Source organism: Algoriphagus winogradskyi, assembly GCF_900182815.1.
GTDB lineage: Bacteria > Bacteroidota > Bacteroidia > Cytophagales > Cyclobacteriaceae > Algoriphagus > Algoriphagus winogradskyi.
Genome location: NZ_FXUA01000003.1, coordinates 269175 through 288641 on the forward strand (window position 1 = coordinate 269175; position 19467 = coordinate 288641).

A 19467-nucleotide genomic window follows, 5' to 3' on the forward strand; every position below is an offset into this window, starting at 1 on the left:
AACACTGGCTCAACTGGGACAGTGTTTTTTTTGTCTATAAAGAATCCAAGCATTTGAGCTGGATTTGAGATAAAAAAATATCCCGTCGAGTCATCAACCGCCAAAAAAGGCTTCGCAATCGATATTTTAATTGATTTGTTCAGTTTTAATCGAGTTTGAAAAATGGCTTGTATTGTTCAGGATCTCTACATTGACCGAGGTTTTAAGATCAGAAATGACTCTAGCAACATAAGAGACATCCTTGATTTTTCTACCAAAACAATATTAACCTAAACTCAAAATCTCGTATGAAACAACAATTTTACTGCTGGAGGAAAACCCTCCCGATAACGCTTGTTTTGTTGTGCTTATGGATACCATTTGTATCTGCACAGCAGCAAGTAAGAGGAAAGATCATTGATGATCTTGGAATGGCACTACCTGGTGCATCTATTATAATAAAAGGCACTACCACAGGCACCATATCTGATGTAGATGGCAACTATTCTATCTCTGCAAAAGAAGGGGATGTAATAGTATATACTTTCATCGGGTTTAACTCAGTAGAACGGACTGTAGGGAATGCATCTGAAATCAATGTGCAGATGACTCCGGATACTCAGAGTTTGGATGAAGTAGTAGTGGTCGGCTACGGTACACAAACCAAAAAAGAAATCACCGGCGCAGTAGCGCAAATCAAGGCAGATGCTATTTCTAAAGCGCCTGTATCTGACGTGGGTGAAGCGATACAGGGACAAGTGGCTGGTGTGGATGTGCAAGCAGCAAGTGGCCGTCCAGGTCAAGCAGCTAATATCCAAATTAGAGGAGTAGGCTCACTGATGGGCGCTTTGGAACCACTCTATGTAGTGGATGGAGTCCCATATCAAAGCAATCCAAATATTTCTCCAGATCAAATTGAGTCTTTGGATATCCTAAAAGATGGAGCAGCAGCTTCTGTCTATGGCACCAGAGCATCCAACGGGGTAATATTGATAACTACCAAAAGAGGAAAAAAAGGTAACATCGTAGTGGACCTCAACGCATACGCTGGGGTACAAAATATCACCTCAGGTACTCCATTGATGAATTCTCAGCAGCAGATGTATGCTGAAGAGGTAAAACTGGAAGCTTTAGGACGTGATCCCCTGATCTTCTTTTTCAACCCAGACGCATTGGACTATGACACGGATTTCGTAAGTGATGTGCAAAATAACAATGCACTTATTCAGAATTATGGAATTGGCGTATCCGGTGGTACCGAGCATCTTTCGGTAAACTTCAACTCTAACTACTTCAATCAGGATGGTATTTTGATCAACTCTGGATTTGACAGGCTTAGCAATAGACTTACAGCCCAATTTAATAGAGGGAAATTCAAAGCATTCACAAGTATTGGTTACACAGAGGAAAACAGAACTCAAGAACCTTGGTCACTTTATGAATATTCCATCGCTCAGCGTCCATGGCTAGCTCCTCTTAATTCATTACAGACAGTAGGAGAAAACAATGTGCAAATCCCTGTAGACAATGCTATTCTATACAGCTACCTGTCTAGAGAACTTGACAATGTGGATGAGCGAAAAGTCAACACAAGCAACATCGCGCTGAATTTAGAATATGAAATATTAAAGGGCCTTAGCTATAAAATCAACTTAGGTAGCAACTCATATAACTATAGCAGAAATTTCTTCAGACCTCAATATTTGGTTACCAATAGAGATGGTTCTTTCAATCCTACAGCTTCTAGACAAGATGCGCTTCTAAATGAAGAATTCACTTTCTCACAGAGAAATACAATAGAAAACATTCTTTCCTATTCAAAAGAATTTGGCAAGCATAAGCTAAATGTAACTGGTGTTGCATCATGGGAGAAATTCACTTCCAAGCAAATAGGAACAGGAATTATTGGACTTCTGAGCAATAAAACCCCTGTTTTGGGAGCAGGACAGCAAGCGACTAAGCCGACTAGTTTCGACTATACCAATTCACTGAGCGGTTTGATGGGTCGAGTGCAATACAATTACGACGAGCGCTACTTGATCTCTGGAAGCTTTAGAAGAGATGGCTCTTCAAATTTTGGTCAAAGCAATGTTTATGGTGACTTCTTCGGTGTGTCCGCAGGATGGAATATTTCAGAAGAAGGTTTTTTCAGAAATGGAAATACTGAATTCATTGATAACTTCAAAATCCGTGGAAGTTATGCTCAAGTAGGAAATCAAAGCATTCCTCCATATACCTATGCCAGCCAGATTGAAAGTGGTGTGAATTACATTTTCGGTTTGGATGAAGAACTATACAATGGAGCTATTCAGAGAAGGTATTCTAATCCTAATGTAAAGTGGGAATCTAGTATTTCTTCAAATCTTGGTATAGACCTCGCCATGTTCTCAAACAGATTAAACTTCACTGCTGACGTTTACAAAAACGACAAGCAGGACATGCTTTTGCCACGAGCAACTCCCCCATCCGGTGGAGCTTTCCATCCAGGCGCAACTGGGACATACAGCCCTATTATCGTGAATGCTGGAAACATGACTAACAAAGGGATTGAACTTTCACTATCCTATAGAACAGAATATGCCTCAGGTTTCAAATGGAATATCGCCTCTACATTTACTAAAAATGTAAATGAAATCACTGATTTGGAAGGAATAGAACGAGGGTATGGAAATGGACAGCCATCTTCTTCCCTTGGTCCAAACGTGGATTACACGACTTTCTTTGCCGTAGGCTATGAAGCAGGAGCATTCTTTTTAGTACAGCATGATGGAATAATAAAAACCCAAGAGCAACTAGCGGACTATAAGAAAATAAACCCAAGCGCTCAGATCGGTGATATGATGTACAAAGATCAGATGACTGAAGATACTAATGGAGATGGGATTCCTGATGCCGGAAACAACCGCATTGATGAAAACGACCGTGTATACTCGGGTTCTGGTCAAGCCAAATTCAACATAGGTTTGAGTACAAATTTTGACTACAAAGGCTTTGATCTGTTTGTACAAAATTACTTTTCCTATGGCGCAAAATTGTACAACGGCGCTAAATACTATGCCTATACCCAAGGCCGTCACCTAGATCAATACTACATGTGGACTCCGCAAAACTCAGACACTGATATCCCTACAGATCGAGGAGATGATTACCACAACAACGTGAGAGCGAGATCTGATTTCTTTTTGGAAGATGGCACTTACTTCAGAATCAGAAATATTACGCTAGGATATACAATTCCACTTTCTGCTACTGGCAAGATCGGAGTGAATAAAGCGAGGATTTACGGTACCGCTATGAATCCATTCACTTTCACCGAATACACTGGCTATGATCCTGAAGTGGGGGGAAATGGTATTAACACTAGAGGTGTAGACCAGGGTAATTACCCGGTATCCAGAAGATTCATTTTCGGTGTTCAGATCCAATTCTAATCTTAAAAAAGCAATCCAATGAAACTCAAAATATATAAAAGATCCTTTGCATCGATCGCCTTATCTTCAATGCTTCTCTTCGGATGTGGTGTAGATTTTCTGGAAGAAACAAATCCAAATGCCATAACTACCGATACCTTTTGGGAAACATCCAAGCAATTCCAATCTGGGCTTGCTACTGTCTATGGAGCGTTACAGTTCCAATCTATCAGCGGAGCAGGTTTGATTAATGAGATGATCCTCGGAGATATAGGTGGCACCGAATCCTGGTATAGACCTACCGCCTACAGAAACCTTACCTATAACGACGCCAGTGATCAAGTAACTGACAAGTGGAATGAGCTCTACATCGGAGTCTTCCGAGCCAATCAAGTGATCAACCAAATACAAGAAGCTGATCCTAGCCTTTTTGCTGAAAATGAAAAAGAGACAATTGAGGCTGAAGCTAAATTTCTTAGAGCATTCTTCTATTTCCAGTTAGCACATACCTACGGAAAAGCGGTCATCCGAACGGAAATACCCGTGACTGATGAAGATTTCAATTTGCCTCCAAGCACAAAGGAAGAAATCCTAAACACGGTGGTATTACCAGATTTAGAGTTTGCAAAAACTCATTTACCTAAATCCTGGGATGATAAAAATAAAGGAAGAGTTACTTGGGGAGCCGCAACTTCTCTATATGGTAAAACCTTGCTATTCCAAGAAAAATGGTCTGAAGCGGCAACAGAATTCAAAAGTGTAATTGATTCTAAAGTGTATGCACTGACTCCAAAAATCAGAGATAACTTCTCCGAAGAAAATGAATTCAATGAGGAATCAATTTTCGAAGTGGCATACAATAGCGAAATCAACCCGGGCGCAAATGGGTCAGTGGTAGATGATGATCCTGGTAGAACAGGGGCAGAAGCTACAGCTATTGCTACGGGACTCGGACAATTGAATTTCGGTGCGTATAACACGCTTTTGCCTAGCTACTACCTCCATGAACTATATGTAAATGACGAGGTAGATCCAAACAACTCTATCAATAAAGACAACACCCAATCAGTAAGAATGTCTGCCTCCGTAGTTCCTATCAATGGTGAAGGATTGTATTACCAATTACCAATCGGCACACGTGGCGGATGGGCTTTTGGACAAAGTGCTTATATCAAAAAACACACAAATTGGTATCACCTACCAAATGAAGATGGCAATGCTAGATCTGGAATAAATTTCAGACATATCCGCTTAGCCGATGTGTATCTCATGTACGCTGAAGCGCTGCTCAATGCAGGTGGATCTGTGGATGAAGCTATTGAATACATCGATCTAGTGAGAGCTAGATCGGGCGTGGTCACTATCAGGCAATACTTGACTGAAAACGGCAATACATTCCCGCAGCTTCATATCAGCAAGCAGGTTCATGGGACTCAACCAATGGTCGCTCCTACTGCGGATAACATCATGACCCATATTCGCCGGGTGGAGAGGCCATTAGAGCTAGCTTTTGAAGGGCATCGTTGGAAAGACCTTGTAAGATGGGGAATAGTGAAGGAGGTTTTTGATGAGCTTCGCCAGGATGAAGTATGGAGAGAGGCAAACAAAGCTTCCATTTTTGATCAAGAACCTCTTTTCATCGCAGAAAGGATCAGACCTGATTTCTTGCTTTCATCAGCCAATTATTCTCCTACCGTACACAATTACTTCCCTATTCCTGCTTTGGAACTCCAAAACAATAATCAAATAGGTAATTAATCCCGACTCAAATGAAAAAATATATCTATATCATAAAACTAATGATGGTGGCCGTGTTGCTACAATCATGCGAAGATCCTTATGAAGGCATGAACTTGAATGAGGCAAGCAATCAGGTTATTTTTACCTCCGAAATGGATTTTGAAAATACCATTCAAATTAATGGAGAACTCGCGTTCGGAGACGTTTCATCAGGTGTAGTGTCACGCACTTGGACATTTCCAGAAGGTGTAGTCGATATCGAAGGCTCTGACAACGACGTTACCTCGACCGAAGCTACGGTTAAAACAACTTTCAAAATGCTCGGCGAACATGAAGTTAAACTTCATCAGGTGTTCAAAGACAATGCTTTTGTGGGATTAGAACAGCGCGGAAAAGAACTCGATACCACAATTGTAGTGAAAGTACTAGGAGAAGTGAAATTGGCTATTACTGCTAATATCATAAACAGCGATGGCACTGTAGGTGAGGCACTCAATCTTCAAGATGGCGCACTCAATGAGGTGATGGCTGGGAATTTCATCAGATATACCGTTACTTCTGAAGGTGAGCCTGCACAATACCAATGGAATTTAGACGGAGGTGACCCACCATACTCAGAGGAGTTGGTGGAAACGCTTGATGTTCGATATAAGAAAGTTGGCGAATTTGATTTTGAATTAATCGCTTCACGAGATAGACCTCAGGGTGAATTTGTTTTTGCGTTAGAAAATTTTCTAAAAATCATTCCATCTACCGAGCCAGTCTCCTTGGAAGGTGCTCAAGAAAGAGCCGGTGGAATTGCATTAAACTTCAGCAGAGAGATGAATGGAAACACGCTAAATCCTGCTGATTTCACCGTGAATATTATAAATAATGGTAACCAAATAGCAACTTCAGTTTCTTCAGCCACTTTGGATCCAAATGAAGGAAACTTTGTGATTTTGACATTGGACAACCAATCCATCTTTAATGATGATATAGTCACAGTCTCTTATACTCAAGGAGAATTGGCTACAGCAGATGGTGTGAAATCTGATGATTTTGAAGCTGTCCCGGTAGTTTTCATAGGAGAAAACATCCTTAAGAAAACTGCTTTTGACTACAGCTTTGAAAACTCAATGGCTACTAATTGGCCTTACCAATGGTGGGGAGCGCCATGGGATAAGTATAAATTCAACCTTAGTACAGTCAAATCATACGATGGCAAAAAGAGCGCCTATGTTACCATGGAACCAAATGGCGGCATGATCATAGGCCACACCGACAATGCTAATGTACCGATCACTTTTCCAGTGGAAAAAGGAAAAACCTATGAAATCGGAGTTTGGGTGTATATGGAAGACCTGGGAAACAGCGACCCTGCAGCAAATCCTCCAGATTTGAGGTTCTATTGGGCACCTGACACAAACTGGGGTGTGGGTCCAAACCCTGAATTTTCTGCAGATTTTGAAATTGGAAAATGGGTGTACAGTTCTACTCTAGTGGAGTTTGCAAACACTGGAAACTATAACATCAACATCCGTGGTGCCAACGCAGGAAATGCCCAGACTATCAAGTTTTACATGGACAACATTTCTATTTCAGAAGCAAAATTAAGACAATAGGTAAATAAGGAGATTGGGTTTCAACAGTATAAGGGTGGCCAAACATATGAATGGCCACCCCTATCTTTTTTAAGGGAAAGGATTCCAACCGAAATAGTTAATACATCCCATTTGTTGTAATAAAGTAGCCAGAATACCCGGGCTTCATTTGTACTACAACTTTTTTACTTTAAATAAGTAGGCTTATCAATCCGCGAACTTTTCAAAAAAATCCTCTGCATCCTTTATATTCTCCAAGCCTAAAATATAGCAAACCTCAGAAAGATCAGAGAAATCTAAACCACCAGCGGCAACAGCTTTGTTATTATATCTCCCGTCTTTTCCATTGTATTCATTAGAAATATCAATTGCAAGCTCCCAAATCTTGCTCAATTTTTTATTTGACATAATTCCTTCAACATCAAGTTGCTCAGAAGTTTGAAAACCTGGCGAACCATTCCCTACTGCATTTCCATCAGGTATTTTGTGATAGTCAGTAGTTCTCTTGACAAATCCCAAGGCCTCCGGGGAAGTAGATTCCTCATTCCAATCACTGTGTTGAACTACATGAATACGCTGAGAAACATCAATCGTCGGCATCTCGGATTGAACAGCCTTAACCAGTGCAGCCGAAAAATCGGACTGGCCTGCCTCAGCTATCCATATATCTCCTTGCTTAGAAAGTGCAGCTTTTACCTGAATCATCGTTTCTTTGATAGCCTGATTGAAGTCCGCATCAGCGTCTGACCAATTTTTCCCGAAGGCTAGATTAAACAAATCATTTGGTGGAACATAAAGCCCTTTCTGAATTCCATAGGTACCGGCAATGGGATAAAAGTTGAGCTTGGAGTATTCCTTATTCGCAACCAAAGTCATAAAAGCTGCAAGGGTATGCAGATCGTCTACATCAGTTTTGCAATCAAGTTGAAGCAACAACAAGTCTTTTTTAATATCAAATCGATCTGTAAGTTTTCCAGGATTATCTCCAGCAATAGTTTGAAATGATAATTGCACTAGGGCAATGGTCATCGTAAGTAAAAATTTGATTTTCATCTTGGGTTAAGTTATTAGGTTTAAATGGCTTATGTATTTGCTAAATCCCTCAAGGACAGCATGAGAACTCCAGGTATTTTTTCTGTGGAAAGACCTAAAGTTTGAAGTTAAAAAAAACCCAGACATATGCCTTTACTTTTCTAACATCAAACCCTATCTATTATGCCATGTTAATACCCATAGCTCTAGCCTTGCGCTATTTCTCAGTTGAATTGCATCCTTTTTCATCCTATACTTTAGGGCATAGGCGGTGGGCTAATTTAGGTATTTCAAATGCTATCCAACTAAACTAAAATAATCAAGAGTAGGAATCCCTTACCTATCAGCTCCTATCACCTTCACTGTCTTGCCATCTGCGCCGCTGGTCCGGGCTTTTTGCTCCACGAAATAGGGCTGAAAAGTATAGGAAGAGTTCGGGTCCCAGGTGGAATTGTACTCTGGCAATAGCTTCTTCATTTTCCTGATTCTCTTTGCATAGGTTGGGTTACCTGCGAGATTAGAAAATTCATAGGGATCAATCGTATGGTCGTACAATTCTTCAGTCCCATCTTCATATTGAATGTACCGAAAACCATCAGCCTTGATTCCATGGTTATTCATTCCATAGGTTGTAAGGGCAAATGCCTTTTTCTCATGACTTTTTCCTTGCATGGTTGACACCAGACTTTTACCCTCATTCTTATCATATGCCGGCAGACTACATAGTTCCAAGAGCGTCGGATAGATCGAGAGCATCTCAGCAGGAGAGTCGATCACTTTTCCCTTTGGTAGAGTTGGTGCGACAAAGAGCAACGGGGCTTTGGTGGCAGATTCCCATAAGCCATGCTTGGCAAAAGTCCCTTTCTCCCCCAGTCTATATCCATGGTCTGACCATAGGACAATCACGGTATTGTCGGCATGCCCGCTTTTTTCTAAAGCATCCATTACCCGTCCGATCTCGTAGTCTACAAAACTGACACATGCCAAGTAGGCTTGGATTATTTTCTTCCATTCTCCGGATTCAATCGCCCACTCGGTAGAGGGCATCATGGGCAAATCATTGATCTTAAGTCCAACTTCTGGAATATCATTGAGATCATCAGACAAGTAAGGAGCCACTTGAATTTCACTCAGAGGGTGTATGTCAAACCATTTTTGAGGTACATAGAGCGGTACATGTGGTCTCAAAAATCCCAAGCCCATAAAGAAGGGCTTGTCATATTCCTTGTTTAATCGTTCGATCACCCAGTCCACCGACTGATGATCCGGCATCAGAGAATCGTACTCAGGAAAAGCTCCCCAATCGGTACTGGTACGTCCATAGTTTTTGCGATCTGAGGTACCATAACCGTCCCACACATATCGCTCATCAGGCAAAGGTCCAAAACCTTTTTCCCTTCCTCCCGACTCATCAAAAAGTCCTTCTGGGGCATGGTCATGAAACAGCTTTCCAATTCCCATGGTATAATATCCGTTCTCCTTGAAATACTCTGGGAGAAAAGTTAATTCTGAGGTCGTTGAATTTTCAGATCTGATTTTTTCGTCACTGATCATCCCGTAGATCCCAGTAGTCGAGGGACGCAATCCAGTCATGATCGAAGCCCGTGAAGGGCCGCACAGAGGAGCTTGGCTATGTGCATTTGAAAATAATACACCTTTGGCCGCTAATTTATCAATGTTGGGAGTTTTGGTATCAGAGTAATCATTGAGCAACCCAATCCAATTGTTTAGGTCATCAACGGAGATAAACAGGACATTGGGCTTAGATGACTTCTCTTGATTTGATTGGGCCAATGAAGCCTGAATCCAAACGAATAGAGCCAGTGGTACTAAAACAAAACGACCTATAATTTTCATAACTAAAGCACTCAGTTTAAATCACACTTATAGTCAATTCAACAGACTCAGATACAAGCTCTGCTCGAATTGGCAGGGCTTCCACGCCGGGCACCATATTAAAAGTCCTGCCTTTCTCTGTTTCTATAATGGTCAGCGGGACATTTGCTTCAATTTTTACTTTGCCCTCAGGTTTGGTAATGATGATCACATGATCCTCTGGCTGTTCGACTGGCTCAGTATTTTTGGAAATAATGGGGATTGTAAATGAGGTTTGTTGCTTCAATGCTTGCCTAGTTTCTGCCTTGATCTGCATGCCTTTCCCGGAACAGATATAGGTGATCCTAAAGTCAGAAGCGGACCCTTGTAAAATCTCCCTGGCTTCATTTTTTAACTTAACATCTCCCGATATACGGATTTCTCCGTTTTGATCTTCTGTAGAAAAAGAGGCTGGCAAATCATAAAGATTGGTAAACCATTCACCTACCTGAAAAGTCTCCAAGCGAGGTGTAAGGGCAATATCTTTTCCGGGAGCATCTTGCTGATTTAAAGGCTCCATCAACCTATAAACAGCCAAGCTTGCAGCACAAAGCAAGCCTACTTTAGTATGATAAAGCATTCCTAAAGAATTGCCAGTAGCTTGCCGGAGATCCATTTTAGGATAATACTGAGCATCATAGGCAGAAACAGTTCCTCTCCAATCTCCCCTTGAAAATAGGACTGTATCCAATTCTTCAAAATATCTTAGCCCATCAGCCGTGGCTCTAGGAAGTGGATTCGATTGATCTATTGTTGGCATTTGATCCCAATGATCCAAGATCACCGCCAGTGATTTGGCATGGGCAAATGTGTGATGGACGCAAGGTTTGATCCCATGTGAAACGTAATGTGGACCACCATGAAGTAATCCATCAGCCGTACATCGTTTGAGTAATTCTGTGTTTTTGAATGCTGCGGTCCCAAAAGCTGGATTATAACCAGCCATCAGACTAAATGCGGGTTGGCATCCATCACAGGTTCGGCTGCCCCAATAGGTCCATTTAAACATTCGCGTGCCCCAACTATTGTCAAAACCTCCATCAGGCAACATAAACTCCAGATGACTTGCCAAAGACTTTTGCAAAATCCCGAGCAATTCCTCATCCTTTTCGTGCAAAGCGTACATGACCAGGCTATTCAGCGACTCCTCCACATTATACCCCAAATCCACTCCTGGAAGCCCTTTTCCACTTAATTTGTGAGCAGAAGGTTTTATCTCACCATACAATAATGAATTGGGAGCAGTAAAATACTTTTTGACCTCCGCAGCAAGTTTTTTACTGAGGGCTATGTACTTGGGCTCATCCAGCAAATTCCCAATCAGGTTCATCGCATAACTATTGGTCGCTCCGTAGTTCACGTTAGTGGCATCGATGGTGGGGAATTTCCTATAAATGAATTCTGCCGCTTCGCCAAGGCGATCAGTCCAATTCTGGCGACGGTCGGCTTCCAGCAAATCCCCATGGTATTTCAGAGTCTCAGCCAGCGCTATTGCACCAAATACGGTAGTCCCATTCCAAGAATTGGGATTTACATCATTTGTCCAACTACCATCAGGTTGGGAGACATTTTGACTCCATTCAAACACGGCAATCCCCGCATCCAGGTATTTCTTTTCTCCAGTTGCCTCAGCCATATAGAAAAAAGGGTAAACAGCATCAGACACCCTTCCGTGTATGGTTTCGCAAGCTGGGCAATCCAGCAAACCGTGAACTTTAGGATCAGAAGGATTAATAATTTGAACCTTAATCATCCCATCACACCAATCCTTTAAAAGACTAAAAACCAAATCTCTATATTCTTCTGAGTGAAAAGTGACAGGATCCCCTTTGGCAAAAAGATTAGCAAATGGCAGCGATAGACCGATACCAGTCAATGCTGTAGTATGGATAAATTCCCTTCTTTTCATTTCAGTCGAATTAGGCTAATTGAGGTTTGATCAGAATGCCTAGTTTAAATTTTGTTTGATAACCTGGCTGGGATTGTATCCTATTCTATGGGCTTTTACCCAGATGCTTTCTACCTCTTCTACATCTATAGGCTCTTGGTATATACTCCAAGTTGGTGATTGTTTTCCGTCGGAATTGATCAACTTATATCCTATAGAAGCTCCTTCAGTAGCAGATTGAATTTCAATTTTCCCATTAGTGATCTTAATCTTGGGATCAGCTGTGGTGGGCTTGCTACCTGCGCCTGACCAAAGTCTTTTTATTAATTCCTGCTCAGGTAAATTAGGTCTGTCATCAATATCCGTGAGCCAGCGATCCAGCTCATTGCTCAATTCCTTGAGTTTTTCTTGATAGTTAGGATCTTCTGCAAGATTATTCAGCTCGTAAGGATCTGCTTCACAATCATATAATTCTTCCTTCAGCTTGGACTTTCGAAACCATTGGGCTTGACTTGCATTCAGTTCTCCGGATTCATTCATCCGTAAAAGCTCCTGCATCGTTGGGATTTGCTCCCTATAAGTCAAAGGCAAGTAATACCCTTGGTTCGGGCGATAGTTTCTGATGTATTTAAACTGCTTATCACGGACTGCTCGGATGGCATCCGTGACTTCGTCAAAGCGATCAGCAGCACCATGTATGTATTCACGCTTTTCTTGAGCCTGGAAATCACCCAAAAATGCCTGTCCTTGCATGTAATCCAGTGGTTTTTCACCAATCAATGAAAGGAGTGTCGGCGCAAAATCCACAAAACTAATCAGCTGATCATCTTTAGATCCAGCTCTCCAAGAATTAGGATATCGGATGATCATGGGTGTATTTAGCCCTGAATCGTAAATCAAACGTTTCTCCCGGGGCAGTGGCCCACCGTGATCTCCATAGAACACGATAATGGTATTTTCCAGCAATCCATCTTCTTCCAATTGTGCCAGTATTGCTCCCAACTGCCTATCCATTTCAGAAATATTATTGTAGAGCTTCCACATATCCCGTTGCACTATGGGAGTATTTGGGAGGTAGGGAGGAACCGCAAATTCTTGGTCTTTGGAAACATGAACAGGCGTTTCCGTTTCAGTCATATTACCCGGTTCCCATTTGTAAGTGGTATCACCTGAGTGGTAATGTCTCATTTCTATATTTCGGAAACCATAAGGTTCGAAAAGACCCGACTCGTGTGTAGTGGTAAAGTTAAAAATTGAGTAAAACGGCTGGTCTTCAGCTCTATTTCTCCAATGTGCATAAGGCCCATTTTCGTCCCAGGCTGTGACAGGTGCTTTAAACTGATAGTCTTCTTTGTAATTATTACTGGTGTAATATCCTTTCTCTCGAAGCAGCTCACTGACCATCTTCACTTCGGGCCCTGGAACAGCTTCATATTTTGGAAGTCCAGTCACTTCGGTATAAGAATCAGTTCTCATATGATTGGCTCCTATACTAGAAGGATACATTCCAGTGGCTATTGCGGCTCTACTAGGTGCGCAGACTCCTGAAGTGGAGTACAAATTGGTGTAAATGACTCCCTCTCTAGCTAGACGATTCAAATTTGGCGTAATGGCACTTGAATCTCCAAAAGCCGGGATATAAGCTCCCATATCTTCGGTCACCAACCATAAAATATTGGGGCGTTCAGGGAGAAAATATTCAGATTCATTTGCTTCGAGAGCGGATCCTTTACTGGTACATCCGTATGCAAACAGCATGGCAAGCAAAACCAAAATATGATTTTTGACTGCGTAGTATTTAAGGTAATTGATAAGATAATTTTTCACAGGGCTTATTGATGTAATGGTTTTTGAAAGCTTAATTTTTTCTGTAAAATGACAAGAACAATAAACTAACTATTAAGATTAATACACTCTTACCACTAATCAGAAAGAATTGACTTTCAACAGAATAGTATGTTTACCAGGTTCTAGCCTTATCGTACCAAACGCTGTGGCTACTTTCTGCCCATTATGGATTACATCCTTTCCGTCCATTTCAGTTAAAGAAAATTCAACCACCATATTTGCCGGTATTTCTATCTCATAGGTCTGTAGCCTTGCATTGTTGAAGACATAGTTCGCCTTGATCGAACCCAAAACAGTTGGAACCTCGATAGAACTGGATTTGAGCGTGCTCATTTGAGGCTGAATCTGTGCAATACCAAATCCAGGGGTTTTAGGCTGTATTCCCCATAAACCTCTCGGGATTACATTGGCCGGAACAGCTCCCCAAGGATGATTCCAATCCAGGTTATTTTTGTATTTGTTATCCCAGGCTTCCAGAGTAATCGTTGATCCCAGTTTTATCATATTGTACCAACTTCTATCGCTGGTGTCCACCAATAAGGATAAAGCATAATCCTGCTCCCCTGCCCGGTAAAGCCCATCCATTAGGTATTGGGAACCATAAACACTACAGGCCATTCCACGGGATTTGATAAATTCCACGACTGACTCCTTATGCTCCTCTGGCACCAGCCCAAAAGCCAGGGGCATCATGTTGGCGTGCAAGGAAGCATGATCTGTATCGATTCCATCTACATAAACTCCACGCTCAGAATCAAACATTTGCTCATTGAGCGATTTCTTCACCTTGGCAGCCCGGTATTCAAATTCCAAAGCTTCTTGGGGTTTACCCATGACCTTGGCAAATTCAGCCATGATTCTCATGTTTTCATAGTAGAAGGCATTGATCACGGTATTATAGGGCTTGAAAACAAAGTTGTCCTGCTCTCCCATAGTAACCGCTCCATTAAACTTTGCCGGTGGCCAATCCACAATATCCGTAAGTGGCTTTTTATAATCCTCCTTAAAACCCAGCTTCAACATGTAATCATGATCTACCTTGGTAGAAGTGATCAGTCCATCCTCATTTGCCAACTCATAAAGTGTTTTATACTTCAATGGCTCATAGTATTTCTCGATCAATTCCGTATTACCCGTGTACATATAGTCCGCATAGAACATCAGTGCCACGTGTTGCTGCCACTCTGTAGGCCAGGTGGGATGCTCCATAAAATACTCTATTGTCCTTCTGGCCATGGCATATTCAGCATCCGTGGTATAATGACTCAGCTGATTTAAGTACGCGTCTGATTCATAAGGAATTCTCTCCCGATCCCCATCCACGTAAAGCCCATTGAAAGTGGTCGCTTTGATGGTGTATTTACACAGCTCCCAAACTTGATTTAAAATAGCATCAGAACTCTCAAAAGCACTTGCTTTATCATCAAAATAGGTATGGTAAGCAAGTTGGATAAAGTCATCACCTACTAAATTCCCGCTTGCTCCTTCTACCTCAGCATATCTAAAAGGCATCAAAACAGGAGTTCCTTCAGGTAAAGGCAGCGCTACTCCCGGAAGCGTATTTCTTTCGTCCTTTTGTATAGGCAATTGATAGGTTGTTTGACCTGGTTTTACCTCTACTGCGATTTCCTGATAGCGAATGTGGCTCTTTGCGGGAGGAGTTCTGTTGACAGCTTGGCCATCAGCCATTTCTCCTATTCTAAAAATCAGAGTCTCCGCCTTATCCGTTTTATAATTGAACTCAATAGTAGCAAATGCAGCTTTACCAAAATCCATGAAATAAGCGCCTCCTTTTTTCTCAAAAACCCGAGGTTTAATTCTACTTACATCCTGAATATTGGCAGTAGAAATCATCTTATCCTCACTTTCACCCACGGTGAATTTCTGAGCCTTTGAATAATCCACCACTCGATTTTCCTCATCCCATATCCTCACTTTCCAATAGTAGCTTTTCCCTACTTCCAAAGTCTCTCCCTTGTATTCTACATTGGAAGAACTGCTGGATCTGACCTGAGCGCTATTCCATACATCGCCTGAATTCAAATTAATCAGCTCTTCACTGGAACTGACTAGGATTTGGTAGGCAGACTGAGTTTTGGAAAATTCCGATATCTGCCAGCCAAATTCAGGTTTGGTATCCAAAATCTTCACAGCATTTTGAGGATCTCTAATGAGCTCAACGGTCAGATTAGATGGCGCAGCTCTGTATTTATTACTGAATTTAGTGATCAGCTCATCCGTTTTGGCTCGAAGGTTTCTAGCAATGTCCTTATACTTTGGATCATTGATAAGGTTATTAACCTCCTGTGGATCATCTTTTAGGTAATAAAGTTCTTCCACCTTTTTGTCATTGACATAGCGGAAATATTTCCATTCCTCGGTGCGCACTCCTTCACTTGGCGGTATTTCATCAAATTCCCAAATATGCTCTATCAATACCGTGTCTCTACCGATTTCCTGATCTTGTCCGGTCACGATCGGCATCAAACTCTTTCCATGCCAACTTTCTGGAGCTTCAACACCCGCCAAATCAGCAATAGTTGCTGGCACATCAATATTGAGCACCATGTCTTTTACATCTTGATGTTTACCTACACGCGGATCATAAATAATCAAAGGAACACGAATGGAATTATCATACATCAGCCATTTTCCTGCAAGTTGACGCTCACCTAGAAAGTAGCCATTATCACCCATTACGATAATTACTGTGTTCTTGTCTAGTCCCTTTTCGGCTAGTTTCTGACGAATCTTGGCGATCTCCAGGTCAATACCCGATATCATTCTATAATATCCTTTCAGGCTATGCTGATACTTTTCTTCCGTATCATACCTCCATGTCCATCTCAGGCGGTTAAACCCGTCGCGTACAAACTGCGGTTGTGCTTGAAAATACTTATCCTCTCCGAGTACAGGACCTGGAATAGTGGTATTCTGAAGCAATTGATCTGTGGTGGATTGCCAAAAATACTGATCAGGAGCACCATCGTGTGCATGAGGAGCACTGAAGCTCAATGATAAACTAAAAGGTTGATCTGAAGGAGCCTTATCGATAAAATCCAGTGCCTGCTGCCCGGTATATCGGGTCAGGTGAACTGTGTCTCCATCGATGGTTTTGTAGAAATACCCTCTTTTGTCAGGATATTGATTGTTACGGTCATAGGACTCATACTCATCGAATTGTTTGTCCAGATCATCGTATCGCACGCCATACTTGCCATAAAACGCCGTATAATATCCATGGTTTTTTAGAACTGTTGGATAGGAGTTTTCCATGTATTCTGACCGGATGTTACCTGTCTGGAAATTGAAATTATGTGATCGCTCGTAAAGCCCGGTGAACAAACTGGCTCTACTTGCCGCGCAGATGGGCGTAGTGACTATGGCAGTTTCGAAATAGACTCCCGTTTCGGCAAGCTTATCCATTTCCGGTGTCTGGACAAATTTATTTCCCGCATATCCTAATGCATCAAAGCGCTGATCATCAGTTAGAATGAAAATAATATTTGGTTTATCCGAAGGTGATTTTGACTCCTGAGCGAGAAGTTTTGTTGCATTGAAGGGAATATATAAAAAGCAAACTACTGCTATAAACTTGTTCATTAATTTGGGTGAATTTTAATTGATGTAGGGAAATTTTGATCCACTTTTGAAATGGAAATTCAAATTAGATTTTAAGAATTAAACTACTATCCTGTACCCTAGTGTATTCTAAATAGCTTTAAATCTTCAGTGATTATTTCGGATCAGTTTGTAGAAAACAGAAAGAAGCAAGCATTAGTAGACTTACTTCTTCCTTGTTTATTTTAAAATTAGAACGGTTGATACCTCACGTAACTGTTCAGCTGATGCCCAATTCCATTGGTAAAAATGAAATTATGAAGATTCACCACCGTACCTCTAGATGTGCTCGGCATATTGGAAGGTGTGGATGGAGAACCTATCCTAGCAATGCTGGTATTGATACGGATAGATTGATCAAACAATCGCTTATTAATCTCTATCGAGCCCGAATCACCCGGTACTAAGGTCTGGTAGTACAAGAAGAAATCGTTTTTAGGTATGGCAGGTTGAGACAAATACTCATCAATAATGTGGTATCTCAGAACATGCTCAAGCCTCTCATTGCTGATCGAGTCAAGCGGATAATCTCTATTACCTGCCATGTTCTGTATCAGCTGATTATTTCCATTCCAAGCACTGTTTCTTAATAAGAGATAAGTTGTGGTAGTGTCCTGCCCTAAATACAAATCTTCTAATCCTGTTCGAGCAATTGCTTCTAGCAAGTAATTAAATTCTGGAAGTCCGTTGGCATCCTGGTAGGTAGGATCGCTATTTATCATCTCCAGCCATTCTAGAGCTGACATTCCTGTAGGCTTATTTCCAAAAGGCTCCGGCACGTACTCCCATTCCTTTTGCAATTCCAGATCACAACTGAATGTGGCAAAAGCGACAACAGCTGCAATCAATAGTTTACTTGCCTTATTTATATATACTTTCATATGATTATAATTATTTTTTTAGAGGTCATATGGAATCTTACATGGCCAATAATAATGTCAGTGTGTGACGTTTGAGTCATGCTCGATTTCATCTATAAGTTCATTTAAATTAATAACCAGTAGTCTGAGTTAAATTTGGGTTATCTACCAAATGCTGAAACCAGATCGGAAACAATAATCTATCAGCACCTTGCCCATTGATTGGTGCCATTACTTCGACCGCTTTATCATTACGAATAAGGTCCCACCATCTTTTCCCTTCAGCCAACAACTCGAACTGACGCTCATCCAAGACTACATTCAGCATTTCTTCACTAGTTGTATAGTCTGCCAGCTGAATACCTGGAAGATCCCTTGCTTGCCTCACTCTATTGACCAGATTTGCTGCTTCTTCCAGATTACCTAATTGAAGTTCAGCTTCGGCTTTGAGTAGAAGCATCCCTGCATATCTATACACAACCACATCTGTATCATCTTCATTTCCAGAGTAGTTTGTCAGATTGTACTTCCCATATCTTCGCTCACCGATATCTTTAACAGACTCGATCAGTTGTACATATCTATGATAGTCACCGTAAATCGTCTGTCCAGTATTTTCATCTACAGTTTTGGGAGTATAGTCTGGATATTTGGAATGCCAGGAAATAGAATCTGTAGGAAATGTTTCGATCCACTTATTTTCAAGATGCTCTGAAATAAAATATGCGGGAACACCAGGCCAAAATAAACTATAGATACCACCTGCCCCTTGATCTTCCTCAATATTCAAGACGATTGAGAATATCAATTCTGGTCCTGTTTCCATTTGGTTAGTCGGGATACCAGATCTATCCGGTTCATTGCGAAAAAGGGCGTGAAAGTCTTCGGCCGTGTTCACTAGGGTAAATTGTTTTAAATCATCCAACTTATCCAGCGCTTCTTTAGCTAGCGCATATTCCTTTAAATGCATGTATACTTCAGCCTGCAAACTGTATACACTTGATAGTGAAAATCTTGATTTTTCATGAGGATTAAGGATTAGCTCCTCCGCCTTTAGCATGTCAGGGATAATCAAACTATTCATGATCTCATCTCCTGACGTTTTTGGCCGATAGATATCGTCACTCACTCCTGTGATCACGTCCAGATATAAGGGCACATCACCAAAGGTCCGTACAAGGTCGAAGTAAACGAAAGCCCTTAAAGCATGTGCCTGCCCTAAAAGCCCATTGACATCACCAGAAATATTAGGAATGTTATTGATCGCTAGGTTAGCTCTCAAAAGCACATTATACATGTCTCCCCATCCCCCGTAATTTCGGCTTTGATCGTTAAGATTATTGGTTGTAAGCTGAAGTGCTTCAGGATTTTCTCCAGCCGGAGATGCGGAGAAATTATCTGATCTTAATTCACCCCAAACAAAATACTTACGAGAATACGCTTCTTGCATAGCATCATAAATACCCGCGACACCAGACTGAGCATCAGCTTCCGTCTGCCAAAACTGGGCATCAGAAATTTCACTTTGAGGATTCTCCTCCAGCATACTATCGCAACCGGGTAAGACCACCATAGAAATTGCCAAAAGCAGTCCTAAGTTTGTTTTATTTATACTATTCATATGATTATTA

10 protein-coding genes are annotated in these 19467 nt (G+C 41.4%); 3 read left to right on the top strand and 7 right to left on the bottom strand.

The genetic code is table 11. From position 1 onward, the window contains the following. The first annotated feature begins 287 nt into the window (after nt 1–287). From QOL76_RS09695 to QOL76_RS09705, 3 genes are read left to right on the top strand one after another with little or no spacing between them, the layout of a single operon-like run. Nucleotides 288–3410, top strand: coding sequence for a SusC/RagA family TonB-linked outer membrane protein (locus QOL76_RS09695; protein WP_283412759.1), 3123 nt, complete (start codon nt 288–290; stop codon nt 3408–3410). Nucleotides 3411–3428: 18 nt separating this feature from the next. Continuing rightward, nucleotides 3429–5147: a RagB/SusD family nutrient uptake outer membrane protein gene (locus tag QOL76_RS09700; RefSeq protein ID WP_283412760.1), complete on the top strand. Its 1719-nt coding sequence runs from the start codon at nt 3429–3431 to the stop codon at nt 5145–5147. Nucleotides 5148–5158: 11 nt separating this feature from the next. Further along, the gene (locus QOL76_RS09705) at nt 5159–6733 is read left to right on the top strand and encodes a carbohydrate binding domain-containing protein (RefSeq protein ID WP_283412761.1); all 1575 of its coding nucleotides are present in this window, start codon (nt 5159–5161) and stop codon (nt 6731–6733) included. A gap of 186 nt (nt 6734–6919) precedes the next feature. On the opposite strand, the gene QOL76_RS09710 is transcribed toward QOL76_RS09705, so the two are convergent. From QOL76_RS09710 to QOL76_RS09740, 7 genes are all read right to left on the bottom strand, one after another. Next, nucleotides 6920–7765: a hypothetical protein gene (locus tag QOL76_RS09710; protein ID WP_283412762.1), complete on the bottom strand. Its 846-nt coding sequence runs from the start codon at nt 7763–7765 to the stop codon at nt 6920–6922. 315 nt (nt 7766–8080) lie between these two features. Next, nucleotides 8081–9601 carry a sulfatase gene (locus QOL76_RS09715; protein WP_283412763.1) on the bottom strand — a complete coding sequence of 507 codons (1521 nt, stop codon included), beginning with the start codon at nt 9599–9601 and terminating at the stop codon, nt 8081–8083. A 16-nt stretch (nt 9602–9617) separates the two neighbouring features. Continuing rightward, nucleotides 9618–11528, bottom strand: a complete 1911-nt coding sequence (locus QOL76_RS09720; protein WP_283412764.1) for an ulvan lysase-like protein — start codon at nt 11526–11528, stop codon at nt 9618–9620. A 39-nt stretch (nt 11529–11567) separates the two neighbouring features. Then, complete coding sequence (locus QOL76_RS09725) at nt 11568–13334, bottom strand: sulfatase family protein (RefSeq protein ID WP_283412765.1); 1767 nt, start codon at nt 13332–13334, stop codon at nt 11568–11570. A gap of 99 nt (nt 13335–13433) precedes the next feature. Continuing rightward, nucleotides 13434–16958: a sulfatase-like hydrolase/transferase gene (locus QOL76_RS09730; RefSeq protein WP_283412766.1), complete on the bottom strand. Its 3525-nt coding sequence runs from the start codon at nt 16956–16958 to the stop codon at nt 13434–13436. 209 nt (nt 16959–17167) lie between these two features. Further along, nucleotides 17168–17857, bottom strand: coding sequence for a fasciclin domain-containing protein (locus QOL76_RS09735; protein ID WP_111316803.1), 690 nt, complete (start codon nt 17855–17857; stop codon nt 17168–17170). A gap of 109 nt (nt 17858–17966) precedes the next feature. Further along, the gene (locus QOL76_RS09740) at nt 17967–19457 is read right to left on the bottom strand and encodes a RagB/SusD family nutrient uptake outer membrane protein (protein WP_283412767.1); all 1491 of its coding nucleotides are present in this window, start codon (nt 19455–19457) and stop codon (nt 17967–17969) included. Nucleotides 19458–19467: the final 10 nt, after the last annotated feature.